Source organism: Xanthomonas sp. SHU 166 (assembly GCF_000364685.1).
In the GTDB taxonomy this organism is placed as follows: domain Bacteria; phylum Pseudomonadota; class Gammaproteobacteria; order Xanthomonadales; family Xanthomonadaceae; genus Xanthomonas_A; species Xanthomonas_A sontii.
In genome coordinates, this window is the sequence record NZ_AQOJ01000230.1 from 1 (window position 1) to 20053 (window position 20053).

The 20053-nt window shown below is 68.6% G+C and carries 15 protein-coding genes; 7 read left to right on the forward strand and 8 right to left on the reverse strand.

All coding sequences use genetic code 11. The annotated features are described in order from the left end of the window. From D180_RS07560 to D180_RS07580, 5 genes are all read left to right on the forward strand, one after another. Positions 1-1212, forward strand: a 1212-nt coding sequence (locus tag D180_RS07560; RefSeq protein WP_017912312.1) for an efflux transporter outer membrane subunit, incomplete at its 5' end; no start/stop codon positions are given. A gap of 3 nt (positions 1213-1215) precedes the next feature. Then, entirely contained in the window at positions 1216-2418 is a 1203-nt protein-coding gene (locus D180_RS07565) for an efflux RND transporter periplasmic adaptor subunit (protein ID WP_043090618.1), read from the forward strand. Next, positions 2415-5567, forward strand: coding sequence for an efflux RND transporter permease subunit (locus tag D180_RS07570; protein WP_017912314.1), 3153 nt, complete (start codon positions 2415-2417; stop codon positions 5565-5567). The genes D180_RS07565 and D180_RS07570 overlap by 4 nt, the downstream gene beginning before the upstream one ends. Beyond that, the gene (locus D180_RS07575) at positions 5564-6247 is read left to right on the forward strand and encodes a heavy metal response regulator transcription factor (RefSeq protein WP_017912315.1); all 684 of its coding nucleotides are present in this window, start codon (positions 5564-5566) and stop codon (positions 6245-6247) included. Before D180_RS07570 ends, D180_RS07575 begins: the two co-directional genes overlap by 4 nt. Next, entirely contained in the window at positions 6244-7677 is a 1434-nt protein-coding gene (locus tag D180_RS07580) for a heavy metal sensor histidine kinase (RefSeq protein ID WP_017912316.1), read from the forward strand. Before D180_RS07575 ends, D180_RS07580 begins: the two co-directional genes overlap by 4 nt. Before the next feature lie 15 nt (positions 7678-7692). Here D180_RS07580 and D180_RS07585 read toward each other — a convergent pair whose 3' ends face one another. The 6 genes from D180_RS07585 to rsmD form a co-directional block, all read right to left on the reverse strand. Beyond that, positions 7693-8586: an MBL fold metallo-hydrolase gene (locus D180_RS07585; protein ID WP_017912317.1), complete on the reverse strand. Its 894-nt coding sequence runs from the start codon at positions 8584-8586 to the stop codon at positions 7693-7695. Positions 8587-8632: 46 nt separating this feature from the next. Then, positions 8633-10390, reverse strand: coding sequence for a gamma-glutamyltransferase (gene ggt, locus D180_RS07590; RefSeq protein ID WP_017912318.1), 1758 nt, complete (start codon positions 10388-10390; stop codon positions 8633-8635). Beyond that, the gene (locus D180_RS07595; RefSeq protein ID WP_017912319.1) at positions 10387-10671 is read right to left on the reverse strand and encodes a YfhL family 4Fe-4S dicluster ferredoxin; all 285 of its coding nucleotides are present in this window, start codon (positions 10669-10671) and stop codon (positions 10387-10389) included. Before D180_RS07595 ends, ggt begins: the two co-directional genes overlap by 4 nt. Positions 10672-10896: 225 nt before the next feature. Then, positions 10897-11391, reverse strand: coding sequence for a hypothetical protein (locus D180_RS07600; protein ID WP_010342035.1), 495 nt, complete (start codon positions 11389-11391; stop codon positions 10897-10899). Positions 11392-11431: 40 nt separating this feature from the next. After that, positions 11432-11938 carry a pantetheine-phosphate adenylyltransferase gene (coaD, locus tag D180_RS07605; protein ID WP_010342036.1) on the reverse strand — a complete coding sequence of 169 codons (507 nt, stop codon included), beginning with the start codon at positions 11936-11938 and terminating at the stop codon, positions 11432-11434. After that, positions 11935-12540 (reverse strand): 16S rRNA (guanine(966)-N(2))-methyltransferase RsmD, encoded by a 606-nt coding sequence (rsmD, locus tag D180_RS07610; protein WP_017912320.1) that lies wholly within the window; start codon positions 12538-12540, stop codon positions 11935-11937. The genes coaD and rsmD overlap by 4 nt, the downstream gene beginning before the upstream one ends. Positions 12541-12762: 222 nt before the next feature. Between rsmD and htpG the strand changes: the two genes are divergently transcribed. After that, positions 12763-14667 carry a molecular chaperone HtpG gene (htpG, locus tag D180_RS07615; protein ID WP_017912321.1) on the forward strand — a complete coding sequence of 635 codons (1905 nt, stop codon included), beginning with the start codon at positions 12763-12765 and terminating at the stop codon, positions 14665-14667. Between the two features lie 416 nt (positions 14668-15083). Here the strand turns inward: htpG and D180_RS24165 are convergent, their stop codons facing one another. After that, positions 15084-15374 (reverse strand): hypothetical protein, encoded by a 291-nt coding sequence (locus tag D180_RS24165; protein ID WP_148829327.1) that lies wholly within the window; start codon positions 15372-15374, stop codon positions 15084-15086. A gap of 364 nt (positions 15375-15738) precedes the next feature. Between D180_RS24165 and D180_RS07620 the strand changes: the two genes are divergently transcribed. After that, complete coding sequence (locus D180_RS07620; RefSeq protein ID WP_017912322.1) at positions 15739-16761, forward strand: Ldh family oxidoreductase; 1023 nt, start codon at positions 15739-15741, stop codon at positions 16759-16761. Positions 16762-17091: 330 nt separating this feature from the next. Here the strand turns inward: D180_RS07620 and D180_RS07625 are convergent, their stop codons facing one another. Beyond that, positions 17092-19965: a TonB-dependent receptor gene (locus D180_RS07625; protein ID WP_017912323.1), complete on the reverse strand. Its 2874-nt coding sequence runs from the start codon at positions 19963-19965 to the stop codon at positions 17092-17094. Positions 19966-20053: the final 88 nt, after the last annotated feature.

Here is a 20053-nt window from a genome sequence, read left to right on the forward strand (position 1 = left end):
CAGGCCGAGGCGCGCTATCGGCAGGCGCAGGCGCTGGTCGGCAGCGCGCGGGCGGCCGAGGCGCCGACGCTGGGCGTGCAGGCCGCGGCCACGCGCGAGCGCAGCGTCACCCCCAAGCCGGGGCTGCGCGACGCCGATACGCTGGGGTTCAGCGCCAGTTGGGAGCCTGACTTCTGGGGCAAGGTCCGGCGCAGCGTCGAACAGGCCGGCGACAACGCCCAGGCCAGCGCCGCCGATCTGGCGCAGGCGCGGCTGTCGCTGCAGGCCGCGGTGGTCGCCGATTACCTGCAGCTGCGCTTCGACGACCAGACCCTGGCGCTGTACCAGCGCACCCTGGCCGGCTATCGCGACGCGCTGCGGCTGACCCAGGCCCGTGTGCGCGCCGGCGTTGCCAGCGACGCCGATGTGGCCGCGGCCGAGGCCACCCTGCACAGCACCGAAGCCGCATCGACCGATCTGGCGCTGTCGCGCCGGCAACTGGACCACGCGCTGGCGGTGCTGCTCGGCCACACCCCAGCCGAATTCTCGCTGGCGGCCAGCGACGCACCGTTGCCGTCGCTGCCGCCAACCCCGCAAGCGCTGCCCTCGATACTGCTGCAGCGGCGCCCGGACATCGCCGGCGCCGAGCGGCGCATGGCCGCGGCCAATGCCGGCATCGGCATCGCCGTGGCGGCCTGGTTCCCGACCCTGTCGCTGAGCGCCAGCGGCGGCTACGACGGCGCCGGGCTGGCCTCGCTGCTGAGCGTGCCGAACCGGGTCTGGGCGGTGGGCGCAGCGCTCGCAGGCACGCTGTTCGACGGCGGCGCCCGCCACGCGCAGCGCGCGCAGGCGCAAGCCAGCTTCGACGCGGCCGCGGCGACCTACCGGCAGACCGTGTTGAGCGCGTTCCAGGGCGTGGAGGACCAGCTCGCCGCCACGCGCGAACTGGCGCGCGAACAGCAGCAACAACGCAGCGCCGCCGACGCCGCGCAGCAGGCCGAACGTGTGCTGATGGACCAGTACCGCGCCGGCACGGCCCTGTACAGCGCCGTGATCACCGCCCAGGCCATCGCGCTGGAAGCGCAACGCACGTTGCTGCAGGTGCAAGCGCGCCAGTTCGGCGCCCAGGTCGCGCTGCTGGTCGCGCTGGGCGGTGACTGGGACAGCGCCCGTCTCCCCGCCGTGCGCGGCGCCTCGCCGGGCGCCACGCCGGCTCCTGTCCTCCCGGAGTAGCCCATGTCCACCGCCTCGCCCACCCGCCCTGCCGATCCGCCACCGCGCCATGCCATGCCACGGCGGCGCTGGCCATTCGTCGCCGCCGCAGTGCTGGTCGCGCTGCTGCTGGCGGTGTGGTTGCGCCCGCGCCATGCACCGACCAAGGCCACGCCGCCGGTGCCGGTGACCAGCGCGCCGGTGCTGCGCAAGGACGTGCCGATCCGCCAGACCGGGATCGGCACGGTGCTGCCGATCGCCTCGGTGACCGTGCACTCGCGCATCGATGGGCAACTGATCGACGTGGGCTTCAGCGAAGGCCAGGCCGTCAAGGCCGGGCAGGTGCTGGCGCGGCTGGATCCGCGCATCGACCAGGCGCAACTGGCCGCGGCCACCGCGCAACTGGCCAAGGACAAGGCGCAGCTGGGCAATGCGCAGGCCGACCTGCAGCGCTACACGCAACTGCTGCAGGACAACGCCACCACCCGCCAGACCCTGGACACGCAGAAGGCGCTGGTCACGCAACTGCGCGCCACCCTGCAGAGCGATGCGGCGGCGATCGACAACGCGCGGGTGCAACTGGACTTCACCACCATCCGCGCACCGATCGACGGCCGCGCCGGCGCGCGCCTGGTGGATCCGGGCAACATCGTCCACGCCAGCGATGCCGGCGGCCTGGTGGTGCTGAACCAGATCGACCCGATCGCGGTGCAGTTCACCCTGCCGGAAAGCACGTTCCAGCAGATCAACCGCGCACTGCAGGCCGCACCGGCCAGCGTGGGCGTGGACGCGGTCGACCACGGCAGCGGACAGGTGCTGGCGCACGGCACGCTGGCCCTGCTCAACAACCAGATCGACACCAGCACCGGCACCATCGCGATGAAGGCGCACTTCCCCAATTCCGGGCACACGCTGTGGCCGGGGCAGACGGTGGACGCGCGCATCACCCTGGGCATGCGCAGCGGCGCGCTGGTGGTGCCGAGCGCGGCCGTGCAGCGCAGCCAGGACGGCGAGTTCGTGTACGTGGTCGGCAGCGACGGCAGCGTGCGCGACCAGCCGGTGCAGGTGCTGGACGAGACCAATGGCGAGACCGTGATCGGCCAGGGCGTGCAGGCCGGCCAGCGCGTGGTGGTGGATGGGCAGTACCGGCTGCATCCGGGGGCGAAGGTGGTGGAGGCCAAGCCGGCCAGGCACGCCAAACCGGCCGCGGCGGGAGCGCACGCGTGAGCGTCTCGGCGGCCTTCATCAAACGCCCGATCGGCACCTCGCTGCTGGCCATGGCGCTGCTGTTGCTGGGCCTGGTGGCCTGGCCGCTGCTGCCGGTGGCGCCGTTGCCGCAGGTCGATTTCCCCACCATCCAGGTTTCCGCCAGCCTGCCCGGCGCCAGCCCGCAGACCATGGCATCGAACGTGGCGCAGCCACTGGAGCGGCAGCTGTCGCTGATCCCGGGCCTGAGCCAGATGACCTCGACCAGCGCGCTCGGCTCGACCCAGGTGACGCTGCAGTTCGACCTGGACCGCAACATCGACGCTGCCGCGCTCGATGTACAGACCGCGATCAACGCCGCGTCCGGGCAGTTGCCGAGCGGGCTGCCGAGCGCACCGAGCTTCCGCAAGATCAACCCGGCCGAATCGGCGTCGCTGATCCTGGCGGTGCAGTCGCGGGTGTTGCCGCTGACCCAGGTCAACGACTACGCCGACAACGTGCTGGCGCAGCAGATCTCGCGCATCTCCGGGGTCGGCCTGGTCAACCTGTACGGTGCGCAGAAGCCGGCGGTGCGCGTGCAGGTGGATCCGGCCAAGCTGGCGGCGCTTGGCCTGAGCCTGGAGGACATCCGCTCGGTGATCGCCACCACCACGGTGAACGCGGCCACCGGCTCGATCGACGGCGCGCGCCAGGCCTTCACTGTCTCCACCAACGATCAGTTGCTGCAGAGCCAGGCCTGGAACGACGCGGTGCTGGCCTGGCGCAACGGCGCGCCGATCCGCGTGCGCGACGTCGGCACCGCGGTGGACGGGCCGGAGAACGCCAAGATCGCCGCCTGGGGCTTCGCCGGCGCCGCCGCGCCGGCCGACAGCGGCATCGTCGATGGCCGCGCGATCATGATCGCCATCACCAAGCAGCCCGGCGCCAACGTCATCGACACGGTGGAACAGGTCAAGGCCGCGCTGCCCAAGCTGATGGCGTCGATCCCGCCCAGCGTCAGCGTCAAGATCCTCGCCGACCGCACGCAGAATATCCGCGCCTCGGTCAGGGACGTGGAGTTCACCCTGCTGCTGTCGATCGTGCTGGTGGTGGCGGTGATCTTCGTGTTCCTGCGCAGCGCGGTGGTCACCCTGATCCCGAGCCTGACCGTGCCGCTGGCGATCCTCGGCACCGCCGCGCTGATGTACGTGCTCGGCTACAGCCTGGACAACCTGTCGCTGATGGGCCTGACCATCGCGGTCGGCTTCGTGGTGGACGACGCCATCGTGATGCTGGAGAACATCTACCGGCACATCGAGGACGGCATGGCGCCGTTGCAGGCGGCGCTGCAGGGTGCGGCCGAGATCGGCTTCACCCTGGTCTCGATCTCGGTGTCGCTGGTGGCGGTGTTCATCCCGCTGCTGCTGATGGGCGGCATCGTCGGCCGCCTGTTCCGCGAGTTCGCGGTGACCGTGAGCCTGACCATCCTGGTGTCGCTGCTGGTGTCGCTGACCCTGACCCCGATGCTGTGCGCGCGCCTGCTCAAGCCACACGCCGAGCAGGCGCAGGGGCGCCTGGCGCGCGCGTTCGAGCGCGGCTTCGACGCGCTGCTGGCGGCGTACCGGCGCGGCCTGGAGACGGTGCTGCGGCACCCGCGGCTGACCCTGGCCAGCTTCCTGCTGACCGTGGCCACCAGCGTGGCGCTGTTCGTGGTGATGCCCAAGGGCTTCTTCCCGCAGCAGGACACCGGCTTCATCTCCGGCACCGCCGATTCGGCGCAGGATTCGTCCTCGGCGGCGATGCGCACGCGCATGCTGCAACTGGCCGACATCATCCGCCGCGATCCGGACGTGCTGTCCTTCGGCATGCAGACCGGCGCCAGCACCTTCAACTCCGGCACCTTCTCGATCGCGCTCAAACCCAAGGACGCGGGCCGCACCGCCAGCGCCGACCAGGTGATCGCGCGGCTGCGCAAGCGCCTGGCGCACGTGCAGGGCGTCACCCTGTTCATGCAGGCCGGGCAGGACATCAACGTCGGCGGCCGCCTGGCCCGCACCCAGTACCAGTACACCCTGACCGACGCCAACCTGGACGAGCTCAACACCTGGGCGCCGAAGCTGCTGAAGGCGTTCCGGGCGCTGCCGCAACTGACCGACGTGGCCTCCGACCAGCAGAACGCCGCGCCGATCGCCAGCCTGACCATCGACCGCCAGCGCGCGGCCAGCTTCGGCATCACTCCGCAGCAGATCGACGCGACCATCAACGACGCCATCGGCCAGCGCCAGGTCGCGCAGTACTTCACCCAGCTCAACAGCTACCACGTGGTGCTGGAAGTGACGCCGGCGCTGCAGGGCGATCCATCGCTGTTCCAGCGGCTGTACCTGACCTCGCCGTTGACCGGCAAGCAGGTGCCGCTGTCCACCTTCGCCACGCTCGACACCAGCAAGACCGGCTACCTGTCGGTGAGCCACCAGGGCCAGTTCCCGGCGGTGACCATCTCCTTCAACCTGGCGCCGGGCGCGGCACTGGGCGATGCGGTGGACGCGATCCAGCAGGCCCAGGCGCAGCTGCGGGTGCCGGCCACGCTCAGCGGCAGCTTCCAGGGCACGGCGCAGGCGTTCAGCGCCTCGCTGCGCACCCAGCCGTACCTGATCCTGGCGGCGTTGATCGCGGTCTACATCGTGCTCGGCCTGCTCTACGAGAGCTACATCCACCCGCTGACAATCCTCTCCACCCTGCCCTCGGCCGGCGTCGGCGCGCTGCTGATCCTGATGGCCGGCGGCTACGACTTGAGCGTGATTGCGATGATCGGCATCATCCTGCTGATCGGCATCGTCAAGAAGAACGGGATCATGATGGTGGACTTCGCCCTGCATGCCGAACGCGAACGCGGGCTGTCCTCGCGCGATGCGATCTTCGAGGCCTGCCTGATGCGCTTCCGGCCGATCATGATGACCACCCTGTGCGCACTGCTCGGCGGCCTGCCGCTGATGCTCAGCCACGGCGCCGGGTCGGAACTGCGGCGGCCGCTGGGCTATGCGATGGTCGGCGGGCTGCTGCTGTCGCAACTGCTGACCCTGTTCAGTACGCCGATCGTGTACCTGTACCTGGACCGCCTGCACGGCTGGTACCTGCAGCGGCGCCAGGCACGTCGCGCACGCACTGCCGCGCCGGAGGCGCTGCAGCCATGAAGGTGCTGATCGTCGAGGACGAGCGCAAGACCGCCGACTACCTGCAGCAGGGACTGAGCGAACAGGGCTGCTCGGTCGACGTGGCCTACGACGGCATCGACGGCCAGCACCTGGCCCTGCACTACGACTTCGACGTGATCGTGCTCGACGCGATGCTGCCGGGCCTGGACGGCTTCGCCATCCTGCGCTCGCTGCGTTCGGTGAAGAGCACGCCGGTGATCATGCTGACCGCGCGCGACAGCGTCGAGGACCGGGTCAAGGGCCTGCGCGAGGGCGCCGACGACTACCTGATCAAACCGTTCTCCTTCATCGAACTGCTGGCGCGGCTGCAGGTGCTGGCGCGGCGCGGCCGCGCCCAGGAGAGCACGCTGCTGCGCGTGGGCGAGCTGCAGATCGACATGATCAGCCGCAAGGCCATGCGCGGGCGGCAGCGGCTGGACCTGACCGCCAAGGAGTTCGCGCTGCTGGCGGCCCTGGCCCGACACCAGGGCGAGATCCTGTCCAAGACCGCGATCGCCGAGATGGTCTGGGACATGAACTTCGACAGCAACACCAACGTGGTGGAAGTGGCGATCAAGCGCCTGCGCGCCAAGATCGACGTGCCGTTCGACGCCCCGCTGCTGCACACCGTGCGCGGCATGGGCTACGTGCTGGAAGAACGCGAGGACGCGAGCGGGTGAGTGCGCCGGCGCGGCCCTCGATCGCGCTGCGCCTGGCCGGCCTGTTCGCGGCCACCGCGCTGCTCGGCTTCGCCCTGATCGGGCTGGTGCTGCACCAGGTGCTGGAGCACGAACTGCGCCGCCACCAGCGCGAGGAACTGCGCTCGCGCATGGACGCGGTGCAGTACATGCTGATCAACAGCCGCTCGCCGGAGCTGGCCGCACATGCGCGCACGCGCCTGGCCAGCGTCTCCAGCGCGCCGGACCTGCGCTTCTGGCTGTGGAGCGAGGACCCGGCGTTCCGCTACGGGCGCGGCGCCGAGGCGATGGCGGCGGCCACGCGCGGCCGCAGCGGCCTGGTGCGCATCGGCGATCCGCAGGCGCTGGGCATCGCCGACGCGCAGCCGCTATCTTGGCAGGCCATCGGCCAAACACTGCCGGCCACGCCGGTACGCCCGCCGGTGCAGTTGATCGCGGCGATGGACAGCGCACCGTTCGCGCTCACCCGGCGCCGCTTCGACATCGCCCTGGCGCTGGTCACGCTGGCCGGCACCGCGCTGGTCGGCGCGCTGGGCTACTGGACCGCCAAGCTCGGCCTGCGCCCGGTGCAGCGGCTGTCGGCCGATGCCCAACGCATCGGCCCGCACGACCGGCGGCGCCTGGACCTGCCGCGGCTGCCGCGCGAACTGGAAGACCTGGGCGCCTCGTTGAACGCGGCCTTCGACCGGCTCGATGCGGCCTATGCGCAGCAGGAAAGCTTCAATGCCGACGTCGCCCACGAACTGCGCACGCCGCTGGCCAGCCTGATCGGCCAGACCCAGGTGGCGCTGACCCGCCACCGCGACGCGCAACAGTTGCGCCAGGTACTGCAGTCGAACCTGGAGGAACTGGAACGGCTGCGCGCGATCGTCGCCGACATGCTGTTCCTGGCCCGCGCCGAACAGGGCCAGCGCGCGCGCCAGTGCGAGGACGCATCGCTGGCCGAGGAAGTCGGCAAGACCGTGGAGTTCTTCGAGGTGCTGCTGGACGAGGCCGGCCTGCAGGTGGAGGTGCGCGGCGACGTGGTGGTGCCGGTCGAGAAGTCGCTGCTGCGGCGCGCGCTGTCCAACCTGCTGCACAACGCCATCCAGCACTCGGCCGGTCACGCGCCGATCGTGGTGGAGATCGCACAGCGCGGCGGCGAGGCGCTGATCGCCTTCTCCAACCCCAGCGTGGCGCTGGCGCCGGAACATCTGCAGCGCCTGTTCGATCGCTTCTACCGCGGCGACGCCGCCCGCGCCAACAGCCGCGAAAGCCACGGCCTGGGGCTGGCCATCGTCAAGGCGGTGGCGAGCATGCATGGCGGGCGCGTGTTCGCGCAGCACCGCGACGGCATCACCACGATCGGGTTTTCGGTGGCGCTGGATGGCACCGGTGCCGGCGTGCCGGCGCAGGCCGCGCTGCGCTGGTAAGCCGCAACGCCGCGCTCAGGCGGCCAGTGCGCGCGCCTGCAGCGCCGGCAGTTCGTGCGTGGTGACGAAGCGGCCCTTGGCATCGCGCTGCAGCTGCGCCAGCGCGCAGTCCGGATCGTGGGTGAAGAACAGGCGCACGTCGCGCGCCAGCGCGTCCTCCAGGAACGCGCGCTTCTCGTCGATCAGCAGTTCGGCGTTGCGGTCGTAGCCCATGGTGATCGGCACGTGCACCCACGAGCGGCCCGGGATCAGGTCGGCGCAGAACGCCACCCCGCCGTGCGCCTGGCCATCCTCGCCGTGGCCGGGGCCGACGATCTCGGCCAGCATCAGCCCCGGCGTGTGGCCGTCGCTGAAGCGGAACCGCACCGCCTCGCCGAGCGCGCGCGAATACTCGCCGTCGACCAGCTCCAGCCGGCCGCTGGCCTCGAGCAGGCCGGGCAGTTCCGGGATGAAGCTGGCGCGGTCGCGCGGATGCGGGTGCAGCGCGCGTTGCCAGTGCGCCGCGCCGACCAGGAACTGCGCGTTGGGAAACAGCAGTTCCGGCGCAGCGCCCTCGCGGTACGCGGCCAGCAGCCCGCCGGCATGATCGAAGTGCAGATGGCTCAGCACCACCACGTCGATGTCGGTATGGGCGAAGCCGGCGTCCTGCAGCGAATCCAGCAGCACGTGCCGCGCCTCCTGCACGCCGTAGCGCTCGCGCAGCGCCGGCGGGAAGAACGCGCCGATCCCGGTCTCGAACAGCACCGTCTTGCCGGCCAGCGGGCTGGCCAGCAGCGCGCGGCAGGCCAGCGCGATGCGGTTGCCGTCGTCGGGCGCGGCCCACTGCTGCCACATCGCCTTGGGCGCGTTGCCGAACATCGCGCCGCCGTCGAGTTTCTGCGAGTTGCCTTGGATGGACCAGAGTTTCATGGGCGGGGATTCGGGATTGGGGATTGGGGATTCGCAAACGCGGGCGTCAGGGCGCCGGCGCGGTCTGCAGCACTTCGGCACTGCCGACTTCGTTGCGCGGGTCGCTGCCGCCGCTGAGCACGTTGCGGCGCTTGTCCCATTCCACGGTCTGCAGGTTGCCCCAGACGTGGCTGGAGCCGTGGCCGTCCTCGGCCGTGTCGCCAGGCAGCTTGAGCGTGTGCCCCATGGCTTCCAGGCCCTTGGCCGTGGCCGCGTCGAAAGTGCCGGTTTCGGCCTCGATCACGTCCGGCAGCCACTGGTGATGGTAGCGCGGCAGCGCGGCGACCTGCTGCGCCGTGAGGCCGTCGTCGTAGCCGAGGATGCCGAGCAGCACCATGGTGATGATGCGGCTGCCGCCCGGGGTACCGAGCACGATCGCCTTGTCCGCGTTCTCCATGAAGGTCGGCGACATCGAGCTGAGCGGGCGCTTGCCCGGCTTGGGCGCGTTGGCCGCGTAGCCCATCACCCCGAACGCGTTGGGCGTGCCCGGACGCAGCGCGAAATCGTCCATCTCGTTGTTGAGCAGCACGCCGGTGCCCTTGGGGATCAGCCCGGAGCCGTATAGCAGGTTGACCGTCTGGGTCGCGCCGACGCGGTTGCCTTCGCCGTCGATGATCGAGAAATGCGTGGTCTCGTCGTCTTCCAGCGGGGTCGGCTGGCCGGACAGCAGGTCGCTGGGCGTGGCCTTGTCCGGGTTGATGGTCGAGCGCAGGCCCACCGCATAGTCCTTGCTGAGCAGGATGCGCTGCGGCACGTGGGTGAAATCCGGGTCGCCCAGGAAGAAGGTGCGGTCGCGGTAGGCCCGGCGCATCGCTTCCACGGTCAGGTGCACGCGGTGCACCGGGTCCATGGTCTTGAGGTCGTAGCCCTCCAGGATCTGCAGCATGCTGGCCAGGGCGATGCCGCCGGAGGACGGCGGCGGCGCGGTGGTGATGGTCCAGCCCTTGTAGTCGAAGCGGATCGGGGTGCGTTCCTTGACCGTGTAGCCGGCCAGTTCCTCGGCGGTCCAGCGCCCGCCGGCCTGCTTCACGCCGGCCAACAACTTCTTGGCGGTGGCGCCGCGGTAGAAGCCGTCGAAGCCCTTGTCGGCCAGCAGCTGCAGCGTGTTGGCCAGTTCCGGCTGCTTGAACACGTCGCCCACCGCGATCGGCCGGCCGTTGCGCAGGTAGACCTCGCGGGTGCCGGGATAGCGCTCCATCACCTTGCGCCGCGACTGATAGCCCTCGGCCATGCGCGCGTAGACCGGGAAGCCATCGCGGGCGATGCGGATCGCCGGCGCCAGCGACTGCCGCAGCGGCAGCCGGCCGTGCTTGGTCGCCAGTTCCACCAGCGCCGCCGGCAGCCCGGGGATGCCGGCCGACCACGGGCCGTTGATCGAGCGATCGCGGTCCAGCTCGCCCTTGGCGTCCAGGAACGCGGCCGGCGTCGCCGATTCCGGCGCGGTCTCGCGCGCATCCAGCATCACGTCCTTGCCGGTCCTGGCGTCGTGCAGCAGGAAGAAGCCGCCACCGCCGAGGCCGGAACTGATCGGTTCGACCACCGACAGCGTCGAGGACACCGCCACCGCGGCGTCGAAGGCATTGCCGCCCTCGCGCAGGATCTGCAGGCCGGCCTCGGTGGCCAGGCGGTGGCCGCTGGCGATCGCGGCGCCGGGCGGGTGCGCGGCCGGGGCGGTGGCGGTCGCCTCGGCGACCGGCGCCTCGGCCCACGCCGACGGCGTCAGGACCAGGGCGAGCAGCAGGACACGGCGGACGAGGCTTCTCATGCGGCGGGGGGCTCCTGTGAGTACAACTCGGGGTGGTCGCGCTGCAGGCGCTGCAGCTTGGCCAGCAACTGCGCGTGGGTCTCCGGGATGGCCGGGTCCGGGTCGATGCATTCCACCGGGCACACCACCACGCACTGCGGCTCGTCGAAATGGCCGACGCATTCGGTACAGCGGGCGGGGTCGATCACGTAGATCGTCTCGCCCATGGCGATGGCCTGGTTCGGGCAGGCCGGCTCGCAGACGTCGCAGTTGACGCAGAGCTCGTTGATCTTGAGGGACATGTGGCGCACTTCGGCACTGACCCGGGCAGTTTACCGGATCGGGGCGGGACGGCCCTGCGAAGGCGGCGCCGGGGCGCGGAACGCTGTAATGCAGCGCGCGGAGCGGCTTGGGCAACTGCCGCGATGTGGCACGGCACACAGCAGAACTGCGCAGCGCAACCGCCCGTTGCGGGCGGCGCGGGATGGCGGAACCGGCGCGCATCGGCGCGCCGGCCCGCGCAGGGCTTACTTGGCTTCGACGAAGATGTAGTCGGCGCCGGTCGGCTTGACCACGGCTTCGACGCGGGCGTTGTCGGCCGGGGCGCCGATGTAGACCACGCGCACGCCCTTCATGCTGTTCGCCTCGACCTTGGCGAACGCGGCGGCGATCAGGTCGGCCATCTTGGCCGACGCCGAGGAACCGAACGCCAGCATGTTGCCCGGCTGGATGCCGCGGCCGATGGCGGTGGTGGCGCTTTCGACCTGGCGCTCGTACTTGGCCTGGAACTCCGGATCCGACTCCGGCGGCAGGTAGTACAGGAACGGGCTGTTGGTGACGTTGCCCATGTTCTGGATCGCCACTTCCTGCAGGTACTTCTTCCAGCCGGCGTCGTCGTCCTTGGCCGGGGCGGTCAGCGCGGGCTGCGCGTCGGCGGCCGGCTTGGCGGCCTCTTCCTTCTTGCAGGCGGTGAAGCCCAGGGCCAGCGAAGCGATCAGCAACGCGCGTGCGGTGGTGTTCATGGAACGGCTCCCTCTGTGTCGTCAGTGAATGGTGGTCGGCTCAGCGCTGCGCGGCGGCCTGGCGGGCCTGGACCAGCGCCTGCACCACCGACGGCGGCACGAAGCCGGAGACGTCCCCGCCCAGGCGCGCGATCTCGCGCACCAACGAGGACGAAATGAAGCTGTGTTGCTCGGCCGGGGTGAGGAACAGCGTCTCCACCTCCGGGATCAGATGCCGGTTCATGCTCGCCATCTGGAACTCGTATTCGAAATCCGACACCGCGCGCAGGCCGCGCAGCAGCACGCCGCCGCCGACCGAGCGCACGAAATGCGCCAGCAGGGTGTCGAAGCCCAGCACTTCCACGTTGCGGTGCCCGGCCAGCGCCTCGCGGGCCAGCGACACGCGCAGGTCCAGCGGCAGGGTCGGCCCCTTGGACGGGCTCTGCGCCACGCCCACGATCACCTGCTCGAACAGCGGTGCGGCACGGTTGACCAGATCGATATGGCCGTTGGTGATCGGATCGAAGGTGCCGGGATAGACGGCGATGCGGCTATGGGCCACGGTCATGCGTCGGGTACCGCGTGAAGGTCGCCGGGAAGTGTAGCAGCGGTGCGCCGGTACAGGGCAGCGCGCACCTCGCGGCTGCCGCCCTCGCGGTACAGCGCCCAGGGCGCGGGCGGCGCCGGTCCCTGCCCGACCGGCGACTCCAGGTACAGCCAGGCATCGGCGGCCAGCCGCGCCGGCAGGCGTTGCAGCACCGCGTCCCACAGCCCGGCGGCGAACGGCGGGTCGACGAAGGCGATGTCCGCCAGGGCCTCGGCCGGCGCCTCGGCCAGCCAGCGCAGCGCATCGCCCTGCACCACCTGCACCTGGTCCTGCGCCTGCAGCCGCGCGACCGTGGCGCGCAACTGCGCCGCCTGGCCCGGATCGCGTTCGACCAGCACCGCAGCGGCCGCGCCGCGCGACACCGCCTCCAGCCCCAGCGCGCCGCTGCCGGCGAACAGGTCCAATACACGCGCTCCGGGCAGCACCGGCTGCAGCCAGTTGAACAGGGTCTCGCGGACCCGGTCGGAGGTCGGGCGCAGCCCGGCCAGGTCCGGCACCGGCAGCCGCGTGTTGCGCCAGCGCCCACCGATGATCCGCACCTGACCGCCGCCGGGACGGCTCATCGGCGGCCTCGCAGGGGCCGGGACAGGCGGGACGGGGAACGCAGAAACGGCATGGGCGGCGGGCAGTGGGTAGCGCGGAAACGGGGTCCGGATCATAGACCAGCGCGGTGTCGCGCGTATGCGCAGCCCAGCGCTTGAAGCCGGCCGCGGCCGCCACCATGTCGGCCGGCAGAGCCGTGCCCTCCTCCGCGCGGCCGCCCATCCTTCATGGAGCACCTACCGATGAGCGTGGAAACCCAAAAAGAAACCCTGGGCTTTCAGACCGAGGTCAAGCAGCTGCTGCAGCTGATGATCCATTCGCTGTATTCCAACAAGGAGATCTTCCTGCGCGAGCTGATCTCCAACGCCTCCGACGCCGCCGACAAGCTGCGCTTCGAGGCACTGGTCAAGCCGGAGCTGCTGGACGGCGACGCGCAACTGCGCATCCGCATCGGCTTCGACAAGGACGCCGGCACCGTCACCATCGACGACAACGGCATCGGCATGAGCCGCGAGGAGATCGTGGCGCACCTGGGCACCATCGCCAAGTCCGGCACCTCCGAATTCCTCAAGCACCTGTCCGGCGACCAGAAGAAGGACTCGCACCTGATCGGCCAGTTCGGCGTCGGCTTCTACAGCGCCTTCATCGTCGCCGACCAGGTCGACGTGTACAGCCGCCGCGCCGGCCTGCCGGCCAGCGAAGGCGTGCACTGGTCCTCGCGCGGCGAAGGCGAGTTCGAGGTCGCCACCATCGAGAAGGCCGAGCGCGGCACCCGCATCGTGCTGCACCTGAAGGCCGACGAGAAGGACTTCGCCGACGGCTGGAAGCTGCGCGGCATCGTGCGCAAGTATTCCGACCACATCGCCCTGCCGATCGAGTTTCATAAGGAACACTACGGCGAGGACAAGGACAAGCCCGAGGCTCCGGAATGGGAAACCGTCAACCGCGCCAGCGCGCTGTGGACGCGTCCGCGCACCGAGATCAAGGACGAGGAATACCAGGAGCTGTACAAGCACATCGCCCACGACCACGAGAACCCGGTGGCGTGGAGCCACAACAAGGTCGAGGGCAAGCTGGAGTACACCTCGCTGCTTTACGTGCCCGGCCGCGCCCCGTTCGACCTGTACCAGCGCGACGCCTCGCGCGGGCTCAAGCTGTACGTGCAGCGCGTCTTCATCATGGACCAGGCCGAGCAGTTCCTGCCGTTGTACCTGCGCTTCATCAAGGGCATCGTCGATTCCAGCGACCTGCCGCTGAACGTCTCACGCGAAATCCTGCAGTCCGGCCCGGTGATCGACTCGATGAAGTCGGCGCTGACCAAGCGCGCCCTGGACATGCTGGAGAAGCTGGCCAAGGACGACGCCGAGCGCTACCAGGGCGTGTGGAAGAACTTCGGCCAGGTGCTGAAGGAAGGCCCGGCCGAGGACTTCGGCAACCGCGAGAAGATCGCCGGCCTGCTGCGCTTCGCCTCCACCCACGGCAGCGACGGCGCGCAGAACGTGTCGCTGGCCGATTATGTGGCGCGGATGCAGGACGGCCAGGACAAGCTGTACTACCTGACCGGCGAGAGCTACGCGCAGATCAAGGACAGCCCGCACCTGGAGGTGTTCCGCAAGAAGGGCATCGAAGTGCTGCTGCTCACCGACCGCATCGACGAGTGGCTGATGAGCTACCTCACCGAGTTCGACGGCAAGTCCTTCGTCGACGTGGCGCGCGGCGACCTGGACCTGGGCAAGCTCGACAGTGAAGAAGAGAAGCAGGCCAAGGAAGAAGCCGCCAAGGCCAAGCAGGGCCTGGTCGAGCGCATCCAGAACGTGCTCAAGGACGACGTCTCCGAAGTCCGCGTCTCGCACCGCCTGACCGACTCCCCGGCGATCCTGGCCATCGGCCAGGGCGACCTCGGCCTGCAGATGCGGCAGATCCTGGAAGCCAGCGGCCAGAAGCTGCCGGAGAGCAAGCCGGTGTTCGAGTTCAACCCGGCGCATCCGCTGATCGAGAAGCTGGACGCAGAAGCCGATGGCGAGCGCTTCGGCGACCTGGCAAAGGTGCTGTTCGACCAGGCGGCGTTGGCGGCTGGCGACAGCCTGAAGGACCCGGCAGCGTATGTGCGGCGGCTCAACAAGCTGTTGTTGGAGTTGTCGGTGTAAGCCTGAGACATGTGGTCGCGAAAAGAACGAAGCCGGCATGCGCCGGCTTTGTTTTTTTACACGGCCCTCCGAGTACCCGAAGCCCAACAACCTTGCAGGATTCCGGTTCCGCGTTACGGTTGTTGGCTCAAGGCAGAACATGGCGTGGGCACCAGTTCGAACCGGCCGGCGTGATAACAGCCATGTCCTTCGCAGCCCGCAAACGCGCGCACCGATGGGACAAGGCGCTCTGGCGTGCAGCTCGACACTGTGTGCCGCCATACCATCCACTGCCTACCCCACTTGACACTGCCTACCACTTCTTCACGCTGACCAGCTGTTTATCTACCACAAACAAAGATACGCGATAGCGATCGAAATAAATAATGCCAGCATTAGCAGCAAAAAACAGACACAGAAAATTCCCTGCCTTAAATTTACTTGAACTGCACATCAACTCTATTTATCGATTTCAACAAAATGCCGCAAATCAAGAGGAGAGAAAGGCCAACAACAGCCACAGCATTCATCAAAAAAAGATCAAACCAGCTCAAAAATACCACATGACCATGCTGATTATACTGGTAGATCTTGCCAATCGAATAATTTGCAACGCTGGGGCTACCCGAAATGACTACCCTAGCAATGTAGGGCTCGCCAATAAAAACCATGGCAGCGCCAGCAAGAAAACTCGGAATTACGAAAAATCTTGCAACCTTAGTCTTCATTGATCACCAACTATCAATTGCGCACCAGCATGCGTTGAAGGCTCCACACTACCAAGCCAAACCAACATCCCTTGCAGGACCGGCTGACCTTGTTGAATTATCGAATGCGCTCAGGGCTGGCCGTCAAGGAAATTCCACGCGCCCGATGAGCGGTCTCCCGCTTAGCTGAAACGTTGGACGTCATCAGTCTGATCATTTGCGCAATCCCGAGGGATCAGTCATGACGCTACCTCGGATGTAGTGCAGGCATGCAAGATACCTGCCCGGCACGCTGGTAGAGCTGCCTGGTGACCTGCCGCTGCCAGGCTTTTCGCGAAGCGCCGCGCAGGCGAGAATCCGCGTCACTTCCTGGCCACCCTCCTCAATGAACAGCAACCCCACCCTCACGCTGTCCCTGGACCACGCCACCACCCTGGTCGAACGCATCCTGACCCACGCCGGCTTCAGCCCCGCGCACGTGCAGGCGCTCACCCACACCATCGTCGCTGGCGAACGCGACGGCTGCGCCTCGCACGGGTTGTACCGGACGCTCGGCTGCGTGGCGACGCTGCGCAACGGCAAGGTGGTGGGCGATGCCGAGCCTGTCGTGCACGACCATGCGCCCGGCATCGTGCGGGTCGATGCACGCGGCGGATTCTCGCTGCTGGCGTTCGAGTGTGGGCTGCCGTTGTTGATCGAGAAGACCCGGGCCAATGGCTTGGCCGCGCTCGCGATCAATCATTGCGTGCATTTCTCTGCGCTGTGGCCGGAAGTCGAGCGCATCACCGATGCCGGGCTGGTCGCGCTGATCTGCAATCCCAGCCATGCCTGGGTGACGCCGGCCGGCGGCCGCACGCCGCTGCTGGGCACCAACCCGCTGGCGTTCGGCTGGCCGCGCGCGGATGCGCCGCCGTTCGTGTTCGACTTCGCCACCAGCGCGGTGGCGCGCGGCGAGATCGAGCTGCGTCGCCGCGCCGGCCAGCCGATTCCCGAAGGCTGGGGTGTGGACGCGGCGGGCGCGCCGACCACCGATCCGGCCGCAGTCGCCGACGGCGGTGCGATGCTGACCTTCGGCGGGCACAAGGGGTCCGCGCTGTCAGCGATGATCGAACTGATCGCCGGGCCGTTGATCGGCGACCTCACCAGCGCCGAATCACTGGCGCACGACGCCGGCGCCGGCGCTTCGCCCTACCACGGCGAACTGATTCTGGCACTGGATCCGGCGCGCTTTCTTGGCGCCGACCGCGCCGCACACTTGGCCCGTGCGGAAGCCTTTTTTGCGGCCTACGAGGCCACCGGGGCACGCTTGCCGTCGCAACGCCGTTACCAGGCGCGGGAACGCAGCCGCAGCGAAGGCGTGCGGATTCCGCAGGCCCTGCATCAGGATCTGCTGGCCTTGCTCGACTGAAGAAGACTATTGGTAACGCGTTTCAACGCGACTCAGCGGGACATGCCGTTGTCGCGTAGAAGCGGCGTCAGCCGCCACCGGCATTACTGGTGAGGCGTCGCGGCTGAAGTCGCTTCTGCAATTGAGCTTCAGCGCATCGTGTGCTCGTGTCATGCGCGCGCCAGATGCGGGTGAGCAAGCGCCCCGCCCGCACGATCCGCGGGCAGGAACGGCATTACCGCCGACGTGGAATCTCACTAGCAGGTGGAATCGCGCCTGGCCGAACATACCGCGGCGGGCTCCACCCGCCACGGCACTGTCACCTACTCGCCTGCGCAACCAGGCTCCGCCTCAGAACTTCACCGTCGCCCGCGCCCAGTAGTAGCGGCCGAGCAGATCGTAGGTGGCCACGTCGGTGTTGGCGTTGGTGACGTTGTTGGCGTAGTACAGCGGCGGCTGCCGGTCGGCCAGGTTGTCCACGCCGACTTCGAAACGCGTCTTCCACGGCTTGACCTGATAGCCCACCTGCACGCTGTGGTAGACGTAGGCGCCGATATCGCGGACCACGGCGGGCTGGTCGGCGTCGGCTGACAGGCTCTGGCGGGTATCGGCACTGCCGATCTCGGTGCGGCCGATGTAGCGCACGCGCCACGACGCGCTCCAGTCGCCCAGGTTCCAGTTCAGCGTGCCCAACGCGCGCCAGCGCGGGAAGTTGCCGTAGGCGTAGGTGTACTTGCCGGCGTTGTGGATGGTGACGGTGCTGGGGTCGGTGGTGTCGGGATTGATGTCGTAGCGGATCACGTAGGTGCCGTTGAGGCCGGCGCTGAAGTTGCCCCAGGCGGTGTCCGGCAGGCGGTAGGTAAGACTGAAGTCCGCGCCGCTGGCCCACAGCTTGCCGAGGTTCACGGTGGGCTCAGCGATGTAGTTGACGGTGCCGTTGTCGTTGCGGTGGATCAGCGCGCAGAAAGCGCTGGCGTCGTTGGCATAGCACTGGTTGAGCACGGTCTGCGCCGAGACCTGCGTGATGGTGTCCTTGAGGTTGATCTTCCACAGGTCCGCGCTCATCGACAGGCCCTCGACCCAGCCCGGGTCGTAGACCACGCCGAAGTCGTAGGACATGCCGGTCTCCGGCTTGAGCTGGTAGCCCGCCACCGCCGCGCCGGAGGCCTTGGCGCCGACCTGGTTGTCGGCCTGCTGGTAGCTGCCATCGGTGGGCACGTTGGCGCAGGCCGCGGCATGTCCGCCGGTGTAGCCATTGCACGGGTCGGTGACCGACGGCGAGTCGCCGGCCACGCCGGCATACAGCTCGCCGATGTTGGGCGCGCGGAACACCTGCGAGGCGGTCCCGCGCAGCAGCAGGTTCTCGATCGGGCGGTACTCCAGCGAGATCTTGCTGTTGGTCTTGCTGCCGACGGTGTCGTAGTCGGAGAAGCGGCTGCCCACGGTCAGGTTGAGCGAGTGCACGCCGGGTAGCCCGGCCAGCAGCGGGAACAACGCTTCGGCATAGGCTTCCTTGACGCTGAAGCTGCCGCCGAGCACCGAGGCGCAGTACTCGAGCACGCCGCACATGCCGTTCTCGTCGCCGGTCCACAGCGGATCGGCGGCGGTACTGGTGCTTTCCTTGCGATAGGAGACACCCACGGCCAGGCTCGCGGTACCGGCCGGCAGCACGAACAGTTCGCCGTTGGCGTTGGCCTCGAACTGCTTGACGGTGTAGACGTTGGTGACGATCGGGTTGACCACCAGCGCTTCCAGCGCCGCCTTGTTGCTGGCGGCGTTGAGGTTGAACACGTCGATCGGGGTGCAGCCGGCGATCGGCGCGCCGGCGCTGCCGCACTTGACCGTGCCGTCGGCGGCGAGGAACGACGGCCCCAACGCGGCATTGAAGCCGGCGTAGTCGAGGAAGCCGTAGTTGATCGACTTCTGCTTGACCTTGCCGTAGTTGAGGCTGGCGTCCCACTGCCAGGAACTGTCGCCGAAGCTGCCGCGCAGGCCGGGATTGATCTGGAAATTGTAGGTGTTGTACTCGTAGCGCCGGTTGCCCAGCACCGTGGCGCGGGTGTTGAAGTTGTTGTACGAGGTGCCGGTGCTGCGGTCGGTGCCGAAGTTGACCCCGAACGGGTTGTAGTAGCTGGCGGAGGAGACCAGGAAGTTGTCGCCGTTGGCGAAGATCGGGATCGGCGCGATGATCGAGGACGAGGTGGTCTTGCTGAAATAGGTGTTGACGTAGCCTTCCAGGTGATCGTTGAAGCGATAGCTGCCGAGCACGAAGGCGTTGGTGCGTTCCTGTGGGGTCTGCAGCAGGTTGTACGGCTGGTAGTTGTAGGAATCGGTGGAGGCGACGTAGCAGTGGTACTGGCTGGCGTTGGTGGGGCTGCTGCTGCCGCCGTTGAAGGTGACCCGCGAACAGCCGTTGCTGGCCGCCAGCGCCTTGGCCGCGGCCGAGCCGTCGTTGAAGCTGATGCTGCCGGTCGGCGTGGCCGAGGAGCCCTGCTTCACCCCGACCCCGTCGATCAGCGACAGCGCGTCCTTGGAATACGCGCGCGCGCCGGCCGAGACCGGATCGATGTCGTGATAAGACAGGCCGGCGACGATGCTGCCGCGCTCACCGGTCTTGCCGGCGGTCAGCGAGAAATTGCGGCGGTTGCCGTCGCTGCGCGAACTGGTGCCGAAGTCGGCGCTGGCCTCGATGCCGTCGAAGCCCTTGCGCAGGATGAAGTTGACCACGCCGCCGATCGCGTCCGAGCCGTACACCGCCGAGGCGCCGTCGCTGAGCACTTCCACCCGCTCGATCATGGTCGCCGGGATCGCGTTGACGTCGTTGCTGGCCAGGCGCGTGCCGTTGACCAGGACCAGGGTGCGCTTGTCGCCGAGGCCGCGCAGCGAGATCACCGACGCGCCGGTGCCGCCGCCGTTGTTGGTGTTGGGATTGGTGGCGTTGCCGGCGATCGACGGCAGTTCCTGCACCAGGTCGCCGAGCGTGGCCTTGCCGGTGGCTTCGATCTGCGCGCGGCTGATGGTCACCACCGGGTTGGCGGTCTCGGTATCGACGCGGCGCAGGCGCGAGCCGGTGACCACGATGCTGTCCAGGGTCTGGGTGGCGCTGTCGGCGCTCGCCTCCTGCGCCTGCGCCGCCCCGCTGCCCAGCGACAAGGCGGTGGCGACCGCCAGCGCCAGCGGCGTCGCGGCATGGCGGAAGGAAGGGCGTGGTTGCGAAAACGACATGGGCGAACTCCTGGACGATGGCGAGACGGGAACGGTGCAGAAACGCAGGCCGAACGCTGCCATGCCGGCGCTGTGCCGACGGACGGAC

Bases quoted from the DNA above. Each gene is read 5' to 3' on its own strand.
- D180_RS07585 (WP_017912317.1), bottom strand. From the start codon at position 8,586: ATGAAACTCTGGTCCATCCAAGGCAACTCGCAGAAACTCGACGGCGGC.
- D180_RS24165 (WP_148829327.1), bottom strand. From the start codon at position 15,374: ATGAAGACTAAGGTTGCAAGATTTTTCGTAATTCCGAGTTTTCTTGCT.
- D180_RS07575 (WP_017912315.1), top strand. From the start codon at position 5,564: ATGAAGGTGCTGATCGTCGAGGACGAGCGCAAGACCGCCGACTACCTG.
- D180_RS07625 (WP_017912323.1), bottom strand. From the start codon at position 19,965: ATGTCGTTTTCGCAACCACGCCCTTCCTTCCGCCATGCCGCGACGCCG.
- htpG (WP_017912321.1), top strand. From the start codon at position 12,763: ATGAGCGTGGAAACCCAAAAAGAAACCCTGGGCTTTCAGACCGAGGTC.
- D180_RS07595 (WP_017912319.1), bottom strand. From the start codon at position 10,671: ATGTCCCTCAAGATCAACGAGCTCTGCGTCAACTGCGACGTCTGCGAG.
- rsmD (WP_017912320.1), bottom strand. From the start codon at position 12,540: ATGAGCCGTCCCGGCGGCGGTCAGGTGCGGATCATCGGTGGGCGCTGG.
- coaD (WP_010342036.1), bottom strand. From the start codon at position 11,938: ATGACCGTGGCCCATAGCCGCATCGCCGTCTATCCCGGCACCTTCGAT.
- D180_RS07565 (WP_043090618.1), top strand. From the start codon at position 1,216: ATGTCCACCGCCTCGCCCACCCGCCCTGCCGATCCGCCACCGCGCCAT.
- D180_RS07620 (WP_017912322.1), top strand. From the start codon at position 15,739: ATGAACAGCAACCCCACCCTCACGCTGTCCCTGGACCACGCCACCACC.
- ggt (WP_017912318.1), bottom strand. From the start codon at position 10,390: ATGAGAAGCCTCGTCCGCCGTGTCCTGCTGCTCGCCCTGGTCCTGACG.
- D180_RS07600 (WP_010342035.1), bottom strand. From the start codon at position 11,391: ATGAACACCACCGCACGCGCGTTGCTGATCGCTTCGCTGGCCCTGGGC.